This is a genomic window from Mycobacterium sp. Panama NTM2, assembly GCF_054355555.1.
Window position 1 is genome coordinate 4,262,345 of sequence record NZ_CM135953.1, and the last position, 13,924, is coordinate 4,276,268.

Here is a 13,924-nt window from a genome sequence, read left to right on the forward strand (position 1 = left end):
TTTCATCAGTAGGTTTCGGCTGCCGGGAATCGATCGGCGAAGGTGATCGCGAACGCATTCAGGGCAGGTTTCCACCGCATCGTCCATCGTGCCCTGCCTGCACCGGTCGGGTCCAGTGATCGGGTGACCAGATAGAGGCACTTGAGGGCGGCCTGCTCGGAGGGGAAGTGGCCGCGGGCCTTGATCGCGCGGCGGTAGCGGGCGTTGAGCGACTCGATGGCATTGGTGCTACAGATGACACGGCGGATCTCCACGTCGTAGTCCAGGAACGGGATGAACTCCGCCCAGGCGTTGTCCCACAGGCGGATCACCGCCGGGTAGCGTTGCCCCCATTTCTCGGCCAGATCGTCGAACGCTGCGCGGGCCGCGGTCGCGTTGACTGCGGTGTAGATCGGTTTCACATCACGCTTGATCTCATCCCAGTACTTGCGGGACGTGAGCCGAAAGGTGTTGCGCAGCAAGTGAATGATGCACGTCTGCACGATCGCCTGCGGCCACACGTTGCCCACCACCTCGGGCAGTCCCTTCAGCCCATCGCAGACGACGAAGAAGCTGTCCTTGACGCCGCGGTTGCGCAGATCGGTGAGCACGCTCATCCAGAACTTCGCGCCCTCCCCGCCGGTGCCGGCCCACAATCCGAGGATGTCGCGTTCCCCGGCCAGGGTCACTCCGATCGCGGCGTAGAACGGGCGGTTGGCGACCTGGCCGTCGCGGACCTTCACCACGATCGCGTCGATGAAGATCGCGGCGTAGGTTTCATCGAGTGGCCGCACCGACCAATCGTTCATCTCCTCGATGACCTTGTCGGTGATGCGGCTGATCGTCTCCTTCGAGACCGACGCGCCGTAGATCTCAGCGAAATGCGCTGAAATCTCCCCAGTGGTAAGCCCTTTGGCGTACAACGACAAGACCACCTCATCGACCCCGGACAATCGGCGTTGACGTTTCTTGACGATCTGGGGCTCGAACGTGGATGCCCGATCGCGCGGCACGTCGAGTTCGACCGGGCCGGTGGTGTCGGTCAGCACCGTCTTGGTGCGGGTCCCGTTGCGGATGTTGCCCGACCCCGCCTCCGGCGGGTCGTGTTTCTCGTAACCGAGGTGCTCGGTCATCTCCTCATTGAGTGCGATCTCCAGGACCGTCTTGGCCAGCTGTTTGAGCAGCCCGTCGGGCCCAGTCAGCGACAGGCCCTGTTCCTGTGCCAGTCGGACCAGCTCGACGGCAGCCTTCTGCTCTGCGGACTGCTCAGCCGCCTTCTTCTTCGCCACATCTTCCAGTGTCGTCATCACGGCACCTTTCTCGCCGAGCATCGCTCAGCGTGTCAGTACCGGAAACACCGTTATTTCCACAGTCCCCACGTGCTGGTCCAGGAGAGGTGAGAAGCGAACAGAGCAATACCCGGCGCTACATGCCGACCAGCGTGAGGGCGTATTCACCCCGAATGAATACGACCCCTGCGCCAGTAAGATCCGTCGGCTATCGACGGACGAAGTTCGGAAACACCTTCACAACGGCGTAGTAGTTTCGCGGCAAGAGCCGCGAGGTTGGCGAGGGATGGACCGGTTGAAAATCTTCTCGCGACACCCAGTTCCCCGCAGGTCGAACACCTCAAACGGGCTACTCGTGGTTGTCGTCATCGCCCGGGTGGGTTAAGTCGCGCTGATCCCATGGCAACCGACCGGGTTCTCTGAAGTGCTCGGCCAGATTATCGAGCTCGCCCTGCCGTGCATTCGCAGCATCCAGCGCCGCATCCAGCTTGGCTAAACGCTCACGGAGCCGTACTAAGTGCTCCGTCTCGAATCGCTCGTTCGCGGACTTGACGGCTGCATCGAACCCCTCGATGACGAGCGGCAGAGCAGATCTCGCAGCTTCGAAGGTCGAGGACTGGTACGGACCCTGCGAATGACTCTGGTTCGAGCGGATGCCGGCTGCGCGGAGCCCGTCCCTGAAGTACTGGTACCAAGGTTGGGGCGCGTCCGGAGCGTAGCCGATTTCGATCGCCAGCAATTTCGGATCGGAGTGGTGCGGCTCGACGATCGGGGCGCCGATGCGTTTGACGGGAGTCCAGTCGTTGACGATGTTCCTTGCTGCCGTTTCAGTCTCAGCAGAATCGCCACTCTCCTCGTCGCCGAAATCGGGAACGTCTGGCCCACCAAATCGATGGGCTTTGGCTTCCTCCGGGGTAATGGTCTGAATCTGCGAATAGGGTTGCACGCTGTCAGCTGTGCGGGGTGCGGGCACCGCGGTGGTGGATAGCACCCGCTCGATTTTGCCGTCGAGGGTCTGCTTCCACCGCAGCCCGTTGGCGTCGGTGCTGGTGGTGCTTTTCGGTGGATTCATTCGTATCCAAAACCGTGGCCCGAGAGGACAACAGTCACAGCCGCATCATCCCAAGTTTGCGGGCGAATTCCCGCGTGGTCCCGGGTGACGATGCACCAAGCCGCTATCTATGCCGTGAAGGTTCCAGCGAGGTCGACACAGAGTTTGTTCCCGAACCGGTAATCGAGCAGTCTGCGTCGGTGCATCTGGTGAACGGCCACACCTGGCGAGACACCTAGCTGTCTCGCAACGGTCTCGATGTCGCGATCGCGCGTCAGTCCCTCGAACGGCTTGATCCCGGTCTCGCCGAACAAGACGTCCATCGCGAACTTGTTGGCGGATTTCTCCGCTTCGCTGTTGCGTTTCTTCTCCGTCTTGTACTCCAGATGCATCTCTCCGCGGGGGTCGTTCAGCACGTGGCCGAGTTCGTGAAACAACGCCCAGATGACGAAGCCATCTTTGCCCCACCGCCCGGTCTGTTGAATCACAGGTACTCGCTTGTCGATCCAACGCGTCATGCCATGCAGCGGGAACTTCTTGGGCGGGTCGACCACCATGAAGACGACTCCGACATCGGCAAGCATGTTCGCGATGTCGCGAAGCATCGTGGCGCCGGGTTCGGCTGCTCGAGCTCGCAGCTGTGGAAGCGCCTTTCTCAGCCGGTCTGGGTCGTAGACGAAGCGCCGCCCACGTTCAAACGGCTCGGCGAGCTCTGCTGCGCGTAACCACGTCGATAGCACCGTCGCGTCGATCTTGGCGTCGCCGGACTCCTTCAGAGCGGCGAGCGCATAGTCGCCCGTGGATGCGGTCTCATGCAGATGAATGTAGGCATCCCAAGTACCGCAGCGGTGGAAGGCCAGGAAATCCGATACCAGAGACCCAGGTGACTTCCGTGTCGCCTTAGTCGCGCCCAAACTTCGAAGGTAGGTCACTGCGCCCGGATCGATCTCGTCTGCGTGCGCCGCTAGGTTCTCTTCATCGGCGATCCGTGCAAGGTCAGCGCGATATGCGGCTTCGTAGCGGAGCCATGAGTCGGCCGGGATGCCGACGACGCGCTCCAAGCGAACCGCGGTATCGCTAGTGATCGGTGCGCGCCCGTTGACGATCTCGTTGACCTGCTTGCGGCTACACCCCAGCTGCTCGGCGACGCGCTGCTGAGACAAGCCGTGCTCGTTTATCCACTCCTCCAGGTATTCACCTGGAGCAACGGCGTAGTTGGTCGCAGTCATGGCTTCTCCTCTCAGTGGTAGTCGTCGATTTCGATCACGGTTACGGTCACCGAGTTCCACGGCTCAGTTGCGTCGTGTGGACGAATCACAAGGCGGTAGTTGCCGCTGAGCTTTCCCGCCCACTGACCGTCCCGGTCAGCGCTGAGCTGGTGCCATTCCCCCAGCGGGTCGTGAGTGGACAGCTCGCCAACAGACTTCGCTGTCTCCAGCGCTTTGATCCGCAGCCGCAGCTTCCCCGCGATGTCAGAGCGCCTCTTCTTCATTTCCCGCTCGTCTGTGCACAGCTTCTTAAGCTTCTTGTGTTCGTACTGCACTTCCAAGTGGATGTCACCGATCTCGTTACAGTCTAACGCACGTACTGGAGACATTATGCCCATCAGAGGCGACGACCCAGAGGGCGCGCGCAGGCATTCTCCCCGTCAGGTGTTGCGGCCATGCTTAGCCAAGGTTGGCGCCCCAACCGTAGATACTTGCCCCATGGAGAAGTGGGTCGTCCCTCTCAGCGTGGCGCTGATCGCCGGTCTCGCGACGATCGCTGCCGCCTACCTCGCGGCGCGCAAGGACCGCCGAGACCTCCGGGATGGCATCGCACGCGACCTCGACCTGCTGGAGAAGTTGCCGGGGGACTCTGAGGCTCGACGAATGCTCGCCTTCTACGTCGAAGAACGCGTCATGCTTCTGTCCGCTGAGCAGCAGATACGCGCCGCGGGGAGGAGAGACCTTTGGCAAATGCTGACGCCGGTCGAGGCCTTGGTTGCTGCGTGGGCTTGGCACCGGACGGGCAGCTGGGTCGCCGCCGCGGTGGTCCTACTCGTTGTTCCGGTGTTCGTGCTGTGGGAGCTTCGGTTGAGGCGAAAATCGCACGATTCAGCGATCACCGCCCGCGTGGAGTACATACGTGATCACATCAGGCCGATTAGCTACACACCCAGTCGCGGGCTGTGCGACTGTCCCGCCGATTCCGGCCTGGCCCGGGCTTCAATGACGCCTAGTGGCTCACCGTCGTAGCGGTCCGGTTCGGGGAGAGGTAACCGATACATGGAACCGAAACTGCGGTACCGGATAGAACCGTTTGCAGCGCGGCAGTCGCCGGCTACACACCCCTGAGCCAAGCCAGGCGGTACCGCAGTCGTTTCACTCGGCCCCGACGCCGGCCAACGCAGCCAATACTGCATTCTGCGCGAAGCGATTCTCAACAAACGCCCAGTTCAGGAACTTCTAAGCCCGAATACCCTGCCTGATTAGGGTTTCTACGACGCTTCGTCGCGATCCAACAGGGCCGTCAATATCCAGTTCAGCGGTGGGGTACGGCTCCGAGAACGGGCACTGTAGCCGGTGCTGTCTCGTTGTCGCAGGCAGCCGGATTGCTGCCGCGCTGCTGTCAGGTCGCTGTCCCGTCACCTGCATCACTGGCACCCACGTCGTCAGGTTCGTACGAAGCGACGAAGGACAGCACGCGCGGGGCGAGTGGGCTCATGGGCGGACACATCTTGCGACGCGTGAAGCCAGGACCGTCCTGCAGCGCATGCACTCCGTTCGGGTGCGGGTAGCGGCTCAACAGTTCGCGAACGGTCGCAACATCATCCGCCACGTTCGGGTACAGAATCGTGTCAAGCTTCTCCTGAAGCGGTCCCATGAGCGGCTGAATTGCCTTGATCATGTCCAACACGCTCGGATCAGAATCCATGTCTTCCAGTTCCCGACGCTTCAACCACTTCTTCTGCGACGAGTTGCGCGTGAAGTCGAGCATGAACTCCCGACTCATGTACACGTTCGCCACCGGTTCTTCGTTCATCGATGCCCCGAAGCCCCACTTAAAGGCGTTGATGTCGCCGTGCTGCAGCGCGCCACGCAGTTCTTCCAGCCAGCCGTACTCGAACGACGTCTTGCGCAGCTCGTCAAACAATTTCTCGACCGCCTGGACCTCAGGACCGCGATTGAGGGTCTTCTTGGCCGTCCTGACCGTCTGCTCCCTGTGGCTGTACAGCGCGGCAGTAAATGAGATCAACGCGGACCGCACCTTGCGCCTGTGTTCGTCCCAAGCATCCTCATCGAAGATTGGAATCCGGTTGTACCGCAGGTCAGTCAGCAGCGCCATCACCACGTCGCAGAGCCGGTCGCTCTCGTCCGAGATGTGCTGCAATAGTTCGCTGTCGATCATGCGCCGAAGTTGTTCGTATGCATCGCGATAACGCTCATCTTCGTCCTCAGTCAAGGAACACACCTTCTCGAAGATTGGAGCATCAGCAGATCGGCTGGGGTCCAGGTGAACCAGGATCGCGCCGTAGGGGTCTGCCGCAGCTTCTGCGTCTTGCGCGTCATGCTCTGCATTGCGCTTGCCAAGCAGTTCCTGCGCGTCTCGCATGTCCTTCGCCGCGGTCGAGATACGTTGCTTCACTTCCTCCTCGGAAGGTAGGCCGTCGGAAAACCAACGCGTGCAGTTCGAGAGCACGCGATCCAGCGCGTCCTTCACGAGCCGCTGCGCGGTGTCCCGTGTGTAACGATCCCGAACGTCAGGTGTGTCCGCCCAGTCCATGATCACGGTTGTCGTTGCCCAGGTCACCGTGCTCGCGGCCTCCAACGCCAGCAGCATTGACGGAACCCGTGCCGGGGCCACGTGCGGCATCACCACGGACTGCATTGCCTCAAGCACGTCGTTGGCGAAATCAGTGGCGCTGTTGCCTTCGATGTCGTCAAGTGCAGAGGCGAAGGCTTCAAGCCGGCCGATCCACTCTCGTACTCGCTCTATCTCTTCCTGCTCGTCGGCCTCCACATGCGTGCCTTTCTTCGATCTTTCACATCGTGTGTGGCTCCCTTCTGGTGGGCAGCCATACAGGATCGCACAGAGGTGCGACAGAACGCACGACAGTTTCCTGGCGTTCCCTACAAAGGCCGACTATGCGCGACAGCAGCAGGCGGCCTCAGTTGGGCGCGATTTGGTCGTACCTCTCTAATAGAATCCGCTCGCGCGATCGCTAAAGGCACCGCAGAGCGATGGGAGGTGGGACGACAACGCCGTGAACGCCTGTGGATGCGGGTGCGGAGGCGAAACCAAGCGTCAGTTCGTCCGTAGACACCATCGCCGGGTGCCAGGAGCGAAGCCTCCACGCGCTGCGCAGCCACTCGACCGTCCTCAGTCACCCGAGAGTTGTTGCGAATGCGGTCATCCTCGGGGCCACATGAGAACTCCTAGCCTCCGAGTCCAGTTCGTCCATGTCCAGCGGACGTCTTTCCCGATCTCGAGTGGCGCGCGGCTAGTTAAATTCTCGCACGAAGTATGACCAGGGAAATACCGCAGTGAGTACCGCAGTGCTCTCGTCCGATTTCGATGACCGCCAACGCAGCCAACACAAAATCCGCAGCTAGATACGGTTCTTCCGGCGGCTACCGCCACTTCCCAACACAACAAACGCCCAGTTCAGAGGATTTTAAGTCCGCTGCCTCTGCCAATTGGGCTATGGGGGCGTTTCAGCTCCGAGAGTAGTTCAGGCCGTCTTGGCCCCCTGCCGCCGAAGGCCCTTCAGACCACGTACCCAGAGCCGCCACGCGACCACGCCCATGTCACCGTGGCGGAAGCGGGCCGTCGGGATCTGCGTACCGGCGAGGTTCTACCGCAGGCGGGAGGGGATCGATCCACGCCGGATCCGGAGGCGGCGGCATATAGCGATGGTTCGCGGGAAGCTCGGAGAGACGGGCCGGCAGATGATCGAGCGGGTATCCGCGCCACCAGATCAGATCGTCATCTTCGTCGGGCTCTCTGGACTCTGCGCCTGGCCACTCCTCTTCGAGATCTAGCAGGTAGTAGTACAGCGCTGGGTTGTCGGCCTCGTTCCACGGACCCGGGTCTATGAGTGACCTTCGGGTGTCGCGGGCCAACCCCCACGTGCGATCCGAGGGGGGTGTGACGTAGACCAGACGAATCGAAGAACCATCCGTCCACGCGTGAGAAACCAGGAATACGCACCGCCCTGGCCCTGGATGGGAAGTGGCGTTGGCGTTGCGGACTTCAATTCGATGGAGCAGGTCCTGGAGAACCCCGGCCGCGAACTCGCACTCCGCGGCGCTTGGAGTCTCGTCAGGTGAGGGCTCAGTTGATGGGTGCATAGTTGTTTACCCACGGCGGCGTCAGCGTCCAGTTTTTCTCTACTTCAACGACTCCGCTGCCCCCTGGGAGGGGATACATCGTGATCACTCCTTTCTGCCCGCCGCCGGGCACGTCGTAGCTGGGATTGGTGTTGGCCACGATTCTCATCGTCAAGCTCTCGCCAGTGTCGGTACAACTGGGCAATCCGAGAAAGCCGGATGTGCAGTGAGCTTTGTTGATCGGCACGTCGTAGACAAGTGTTCCGCCCTGACTCTCCTTCGGACGGCTATGGGAGATAAGGTCACTGAAGACGTTCGGGTTGATCAGTCCGTGCTTCCAATAGATCTTGTCCCATCCAAACCCCTCCTTCGTTGCGGCGCTGTAGTAGCCGCGCCTCAGCACGACGTGGTTGCCATCGAGATCGGTTGCCTCGGCGATGACATCGTTGACCGGGTACGCCGGATCAGGCGGCGGCGCGAGCGGGACATCCAACGCGTGGACCGTTTGGGGCGACTCAGCGAATGGATCGCCGCTCAATCGGGTTGTTGCGGCGCTGATCTTCGCGGCGATATCCCGGTCCCCGGTACTCAGAGCGGCCGCACGAGCTGCGATCGCGCCAGCATGTGAACGCGCGGCAGCGATCCGAAGACCGCTGTACTTGCTGGCGTCGGTGACTGAGAGGGGTTGCGTCCACGATGAAGCCCGCCTCGTGGGCCTCGTTGATGGCCTCGACGACCTTGCGTTTCAAATAATCCAGCTGATCAGCACCGCGCCGCGCGATCGTTGCGGCGTCGCTCAGCGCATCGGACATACCGCGCACCTTCACCAGGTCGCTGAAGGTGCGTTGTTGGGCTGCGTCAGCAGCTGGGCCTTCCCATGCGGTACCACCCGGCGCCAGCGTGCCGCGGTGCACGTTGGTAAAAGTCTGTTCCCAGTGCTGTGCCGCGCTTGTCCAGTCGGTGGCCGCCCGGTGTAGGTGCGTGGTGTCCCAGCCCAGAATTTGTGACAAGCTCGGAATGCCGCCACTCACATCGGCACGCATCAACGCCCGCTACGGCTCGATACGCAGCGCAGACAGCCTCTGGCCGGAAGCTTCGTCGGTCTTCGAATACTGCGTTGCCGCGACGTTGAGTTTGTCCGCAGTGGCCTGCACTCGGCCAGCCAACATCGCCGCCGCGGATGTAGTCGCCGCATACGCGTGGCTGACCGCTAGCGAGGTTGCCTGCTGTGGTGGCCCTGTCATCCCGATCGAGAGCAGACCCAATAACCGTTCCGCATCTACCGAACACTGCCCAGCCAGTGCCTGCAAACCTTCGCCACAGACGTCCAGTGCCTCCACAATCCGAGTTTAGGGCGCCTCTCCAGACCGCCAGCACACCAATTTGGCTGGCAGTGGCTGATGCCAGGTGCATAGACCTTTCAAGTCCGCTGCCTCTGCCAATTGGGCTATGGGGGCGTGCGCCTTCAGAACATACTTCAGGCCGCTTTGGCTCTGATGCGCCGTGCCCGATGTAAGACTGGTCAACATGGCCGCAAGCTCGTATCACCACGGCAACCTGCGTCAGGCGCTGCTCGAGCAGGCCCTCGACCTCGCTCGCACCGGCGGCCCCGATGCCGTCGTCATGCGCGACGTCCAGCGCGCCGTCGGCGTGAGTAATGCTGCGGCATACCGGCATTACTCCGATCGCCACGCACTTATAAACGCCGTCAAAGAGCACGCGATGGGCCTTCTCGGCGACCAGATGCTCGAGGCGCTGACGCACGTCCCCAACCGTGGCCCCCGCGGCCCCCGCGCCCTGGCCCGCCTCCGCGCCACCGGGCAAGCCTATGTCGACTTCGCACTCGCCGAACCGGGCCTGTTCCGCGCCGCATTCGCCCCCGGCGAGTCGACGCCCACTGACGACGCCACTCCGTCGAGTCGTCACCCCTTCCGCATCCTCAGCGGCTGCATCGACGACCTGGTGACCGCCGGCCTCCTCGACGAGCGCAACCGCGACGGGCTGGACGAAGCCGCCTGGGCTTCGGTCCACGGGCTTTCGGTTCTCTACCTCGAGGGCCCCCTGGCGACGACCGACGACGCGCGCAAAAAGGTGATCACCGATCGCCTGCTCGAGGTCATCGGCGCGGGCATCCGCTAGCCACCCAATATGTTGACAGCGATAACTTCGACTGTCATGCTCGACGAAGTTATCAGCGCCAACATAAGGCGGTTCCTCCCGTGGCCTCACACACGCTCGACCGATCCGCAACCGGCAGCATCACGCCCCTGGTGAAACGACCCGGAGCAGTACTGGCCGTTGTCCTCGTCGCCGCCCTGGCGATCAATGTCGAAACCACCATCGTCAATGTCGCTCTGCCCACGCTGAATTCGTCGCTCGATGCCTCCACCCGCGGCCTGCAGTGGATCGTCGATGCCTACAACCTGGCATTCGCAGCACTGGTCCTCGCGGGTGGCACCATCGGCGACAAGTTCGGCCGGCGCAGCACGCTCATCGCCGGCCTCGTCTTGTTCGCGGCAGCCAGCGTCGGCGCGGCGCTGTGCACCACCACCGGCGAGCTCATCGCGATGCGGGTGGTGATGGGCGTCGCGTCGGCGATGATTTATCCGACCACGCTGGCGATCATCACCGACACCTTCCGCGATCCCCGCCAACGCGCGGCGGCGATCGGATTGTGGGGTGCGGTCACCGGCCTCGGCGTGGCCATCGGCCCGATTCTCGGCGGCGCTCTGCTCGAGGTGTTCTGGTGGGGCAGCCTGTTCCTCGCGCTCGCCCCGATCGCGCTGGCCGCAGCCGTCGCCGCGCCCCTGCTGATCCCCGCCGCCAAAGCCGACACGCAGTCGCGGCTCGATCGCGGCGGGCTGCTGCTGTCCGTGGTCATGCTGGCCGCGCTGGTCTACACGATCATCGAGGCACCGGAGCGGGGGTGGACATCGCTTCCGACCCTCGCCGGCTTCGCGGTGACGCTCGTCGCCGGCATCTGGTTCGCAGTCTGGGAGCGCCGCCAGCGTGACCCCCTGATCGACATCAGCCTCTTCGCCAACCTGCGTTTCAGCGCAGCCAGCGGAGCCGTCACCGTGGCGTTCTTCGCCCTGTTCGGTTTCATCTTCCTGATCACCCAGTTCATGCAACTGCTTCAGGAGTTCGGCCCCCTGGAGACCGGCGTTCGGATTCTCCCGGTCGCGTTGTCCATCGCCATCGGGTCAGTGCTCGGCACCCGGCTCGCCGTCGGCCGCATCGGCACGAAAATCATTGTGGCGCTGGGCTTGATCCTGATGGCGGCGGCGTTCGCCTGGGTGAGCGTGATCGACGTCAGCGTGACCTATCCGGTGATGGCGGCCCAGATGGTTCTCCTCGGCGGCGGGCTCGGACTGACGAGTGCCCCGGCGACCGATTCCATCATGGGCGTCGTGCGTCCCGAGCAGGCCGGCGCCGGCTCGGCCGTCAACGACGCCACCCGTCAGGTGGGAGGCACGCTTGGAGTCGCCGTGCTCGGCAGCATCTTCTCGACGCTCTACCTCACCCGCCTGAATGATGCAGCGGCCGTGCAGATCTTGCCGGAGCCCGCCCGCGCGGTCGCAGGCGAAGGTCTCGCGCAGGGGCTCGCTGTCGCGGCGCAGTCCCCCGCGGCGATCGCCGGCTCCGTGCGTACTGCCGTCGGCGATGCATTCCTGTCCGGCATGAGCGCGGGGTGCCTCACGGCAGCCGGGGTGTGCCTCGCGGGCGCGTTGGTCGTGCTTCTCGCTCTCCCCTCGCACCCGCTGGCCAAGCGGCCATGAGCAGAGCCGCCCGACACCGCGGATCCGATCACCTCGCTCCGATCCGTGGCGTCGGGCGGCCGGATGCGCGATGATGCCGCGCATGCATCGCCTCACTGGTGTCCTCTGCGCGCTCACCCTCGTCCCCGCGGCCATGACCGCCTGCGCCCCGGCCGACGAGCAGCCGGCCGCGTCGTCGTCTGCCTCGGCCAGCGCCGACACCTGCACCAAAGACAACCTCACGACGCTCACGTCGGGCACCTTCACATTCGCCACCGACCAACCGGCCTACGCCCCCTGGTTCGACAACGACGATCCCGCCAACGGCAAGGGCTTCGAGTCCGCCGTCGCCTACGCCGTCGCCGACGAACTCGGCTACGCGAAAGAGAACGTCACCTGGATTCGCGTCCCCTTCAACGCCGCGATCGCTCCCGGCCCCAAGCAGTTCGACGCCGACCTCAACGAGTTCTCCATCACCGACGAACGCAAGCAAGCCGTCGACTTCTCCTCCCCCTACTACGACGTCACCCAGACCGTCGTCGCGCTGAAGTCCTCCCCCGCAGCCGAGGTCACCACGGTCGACGGCCTTAAGGGACTCAAGCTCGGCGCGCAGGTGGGCTCCACCAGCTACACCGCCGCCCAGAAGATCGACCCCGGCGTCGCGGTGTTCAACAACAACGATGACGCCAAAGCCGCACTCGCCAACGGCCAGATCGACGGCCTCGTCGTCGATCTGCCCACCGCGTTCCAGATCCAGGCCGAACTCACCGACGGCACGATCGTCGGGCAGCTGCCCGCCGGCACGGACAAGCCCGAACAGTTCGGCATCGTTCTCGACAAGGGCAGCCCGTTGACGGCCTGCGTCTCCCGCGCCGTCGATCAACTCCGCGATCGCGGCGAGCTTGCCGAGCTGCAGAAGACCTGGCTCGCCCAGGCGGGGAACGCACCGGTCCTGTCGTGACCACGGTCGGCATCGACCGCGTCGCCTTCCGGCAGGCGCGGGCACGCCGCTCCACGCTCGTGGCGCTGCTGTCCACAGTCGTGTTCGCCGCGGTCCTGCTGTTCGCGGTGACCTCGGCACCGGGTTGGCCCCGGGTGCGCGACTCGTTCTTCAACCTGCGCATCGGATGGGACAGCCTGCCGGCGCTCCTGTCGGGGCTCTGGCTGAACATCCGCGTGCTCATCGTCTGCCAGATCCTCGTGCTCGTCGTCGGCCTCACCCTCGCCGCACTGCGCACCCTGCGCGGACCGGTCTGGTTCCCCCTGCGCGCCGTGGCCACCGGTTACGTCGACCTGTTCCGCGGCCTCCCGCTGCTCATCTGTCTTTATCTCGTCGGGTTCGGACTGCCGGGTCTGCGCCTCACCGGCCTGCCGACCAGCCCCGTGATCCTCGGCGGCCTCGCCCTCGTTCTGGTCTACTCGGCCTACGTCGCCGAGGTCCTTCGCGCCGGCATCGAATCCGTGCATCCGTCGCAGTTCGCCGCCGCTCGCTCCCTCGGACTGACGTACCGCCAGACCATGCGCCTGGTGGTGCTGCCCCAGGCCACCCGCCGCGTGACCCCGGCGCTGCTGAATGACTTTGTCGCGCTGCAGAAGGACTGTGGGCTGATCTCGGTGCTCGGCGCCGTCGACGCCGTGCGCGCCGCGCAGATCCAGTCCGCGACCACCTACAACTTCACTCCGTACGTGGTGGCCGGTCTGCTCTTCGTGGCGCTCGCGGTGCCGTCGGCCCGGCTCGCCGACTGGGTCGCGCGTCGATCCGCGATGCGGCAGGGCGCGCTGTGACGCCGCTGCTACAGGTGCAGGGCCTGGTCAAGATGTATCACGACCGGACCGTGCTGGCGGGGGTCGATCTGGACGTCGCCGAGCACGAGGTGGTGGTGTTGATCGGCGCGTCCGGCTCGGGCAAGTCGACGCTGCTGCGGTGCATCGATCTGCTGGAAGAGATCGACGACGGTCGAATCCTGTTGAGTGGGCGCGACATCAGCGATCCCCGCATCGACGCCGAAGAGGCTCGCCAGGCCATCGGCATGGTGTTCCAGTCGTTCAACCTGTTTCCGCACATGACCGCGTTGGGCAACGTGGCCCTCGCCCCGCGGGTCGTGCACCACCACAGCCGCGGTGACGCGGAGCAGCGCGCCCGCGATCTGCTCGCCCGGGTCGGCATGCAATCGCATGCCGACTCCTATCCCGACAAGCTGTCCGGCGGCCAACAGCAACGAGTGGCCATCGCACGCGCCCTGGCCTATGACCCGAAACTCTTGCTGCTCGATGAGATCACAAGTGCTCTGGACCCCGAACTGGTCGGCGACGTACTCACTCTCGTCGGTGAGCTCGCTGCAGCGGGGGCGACGATCGTGATGGCCACCCACGAGATGGCGTTCGCCCGCGACGTCGCCGATACCGTCCATTTCCTCGAGGGTGGCCGGATCGTCGAATCCGGTTCGGCCGCCGATGTTCTCGACTCACCGCGCGAGGAGCGGACGCGACAGTTCCTGCGGCGCTTCACCTCCGGCCGCTGAGCCCTCAGCTCGT

14 protein-coding genes are annotated in these 13,924 nt (G+C 63.9%); 6 read left to right on the forward strand and 8 right to left on the reverse strand.

The genetic code is table 11. The annotated features are described in order from the left end of the window. Positions 1–5: 5 nt before the first annotated feature. The 4 genes from ACXYX3_RS20335 to ACXYX3_RS20350 all read right to left on the reverse strand — a co-directional run bounded on the left by ACXYX3_RS20335 (position 6) and on the right by ACXYX3_RS20350 (position 3,862). Complete coding sequence (locus tag ACXYX3_RS20335; RefSeq protein ID WP_458608782.1) at positions 6–1,289, reverse strand: IS256 family transposase; 1,284 nt, start codon at positions 1,287–1,289, stop codon at positions 6–8. Positions 1,290–1,617: 328 nt separating this feature from the next. Then, positions 1,618–2,340 carry a hypothetical protein gene (locus tag ACXYX3_RS20340; RefSeq protein WP_104864096.1) on the reverse strand — a complete coding sequence of 241 codons (723 nt, stop codon included), beginning with the start codon at positions 2,338–2,340 and terminating at the stop codon, positions 1,618–1,620. A gap of 107 nt (positions 2,341–2,447) precedes the next feature. Continuing rightward, positions 2,448–3,548: a HigA family addiction module antitoxin gene (locus ACXYX3_RS20345; RefSeq protein WP_458608783.1), complete on the reverse strand. Its 1,101-nt coding sequence runs from the start codon at positions 3,546–3,548 to the stop codon at positions 2,448–2,450. Positions 3,549–3,559: 11 nt separating this feature from the next. Further along, entirely contained in the window at positions 3,560–3,862 is a 303-nt protein-coding gene (locus tag ACXYX3_RS20350) for a type II toxin-antitoxin system RelE/ParE family toxin (protein ID WP_236645037.1), read from the reverse strand. Positions 3,863–4,025: 163 nt separating this feature from the next. Here ACXYX3_RS20350 and ACXYX3_RS20355 point away from each other — a divergent pair, with 163 nt between their 5' ends. Next, positions 4,026–4,556, forward strand: a complete 531-nt coding sequence (locus tag ACXYX3_RS20355) for a hypothetical protein (protein WP_458608785.1) — start codon at positions 4,026–4,028, stop codon at positions 4,554–4,556. A 373-nt stretch (positions 4,557–4,929) separates the two neighbouring features. Here ACXYX3_RS20355 and ACXYX3_RS20360 read toward each other — a convergent pair whose 3' ends face one another. The 4 genes from ACXYX3_RS20360 to ACXYX3_RS20375 form a co-directional block, all read right to left on the reverse strand. Beyond that, a complete protein-coding gene (locus ACXYX3_RS20360) occupies positions 4,930–6,321 on the reverse strand; it encodes a hypothetical protein (protein WP_013470983.1) in 1,392 nt (463 codons plus the stop codon). A gap of 1,314 nt (positions 6,322–7,635) precedes the next feature. After that, on the reverse strand, positions 7,636–8,124 hold the full coding sequence (locus tag ACXYX3_RS20365) for a hypothetical protein (RefSeq protein WP_458608787.1): 489 nt from the start codon (positions 8,122–8,124) through the stop codon (positions 7,636–7,638). Between the two features lie 22 nt (positions 8,125–8,146). After that, positions 8,147–8,674, reverse strand: coding sequence for a hypothetical protein (locus tag ACXYX3_RS20370; RefSeq protein ID WP_458608788.1), 528 nt, complete (start codon positions 8,672–8,674; stop codon positions 8,147–8,149). Between the two features lie 9 nt (positions 8,675–8,683). Further along, on the reverse strand, positions 8,684–8,971 hold the full coding sequence (locus ACXYX3_RS20375) for a type VII secretion target (protein ID WP_458608789.1): 288 nt from the start codon (positions 8,969–8,971) through the stop codon (positions 8,684–8,686). A 187-nt stretch (positions 8,972–9,158) separates the two neighbouring features. Between ACXYX3_RS20375 and ACXYX3_RS20380 the strand changes: the two genes are divergently transcribed. The 5 genes from ACXYX3_RS20380 to ACXYX3_RS20400 all read left to right on the forward strand — a co-directional run bounded on the left by ACXYX3_RS20380 (position 9,159) and on the right by ACXYX3_RS20400 (position 13,911). Continuing rightward, complete coding sequence (locus ACXYX3_RS20380; protein ID WP_458608790.1) at positions 9,159–9,770, forward strand: TetR/AcrR family transcriptional regulator; 612 nt, start codon at positions 9,159–9,161, stop codon at positions 9,768–9,770. A 131-nt stretch (positions 9,771–9,901) separates the two neighbouring features. After that, a complete protein-coding gene (locus tag ACXYX3_RS20385; protein WP_458608791.1) occupies positions 9,902–11,410 on the forward strand; it encodes an MFS transporter in 1,509 nt (502 codons plus the stop codon). A gap of 82 nt (positions 11,411–11,492) precedes the next feature. Then, positions 11,493–12,350, forward strand: coding sequence for an ABC transporter substrate-binding protein (locus ACXYX3_RS20390; protein WP_458608792.1), 858 nt, complete (start codon positions 11,493–11,495; stop codon positions 12,348–12,350). After that, positions 12,347–13,174 (forward strand): amino acid ABC transporter permease, encoded by an 828-nt coding sequence (locus tag ACXYX3_RS20395; protein WP_458608793.1) that lies wholly within the window; start codon positions 12,347–12,349, stop codon positions 13,172–13,174. Before ACXYX3_RS20390 ends, ACXYX3_RS20395 begins: the two co-directional genes overlap by 4 nt. After that, a complete protein-coding gene (locus tag ACXYX3_RS20400) occupies positions 13,171–13,911 on the forward strand; it encodes an amino acid ABC transporter ATP-binding protein (protein ID WP_458608794.1) in 741 nt (246 codons plus the stop codon). The genes ACXYX3_RS20395 and ACXYX3_RS20400 overlap by 4 nt, the downstream gene beginning before the upstream one ends. The last annotated feature ends 13 nt before the right edge of the window (positions 13,912–13,924 follow it).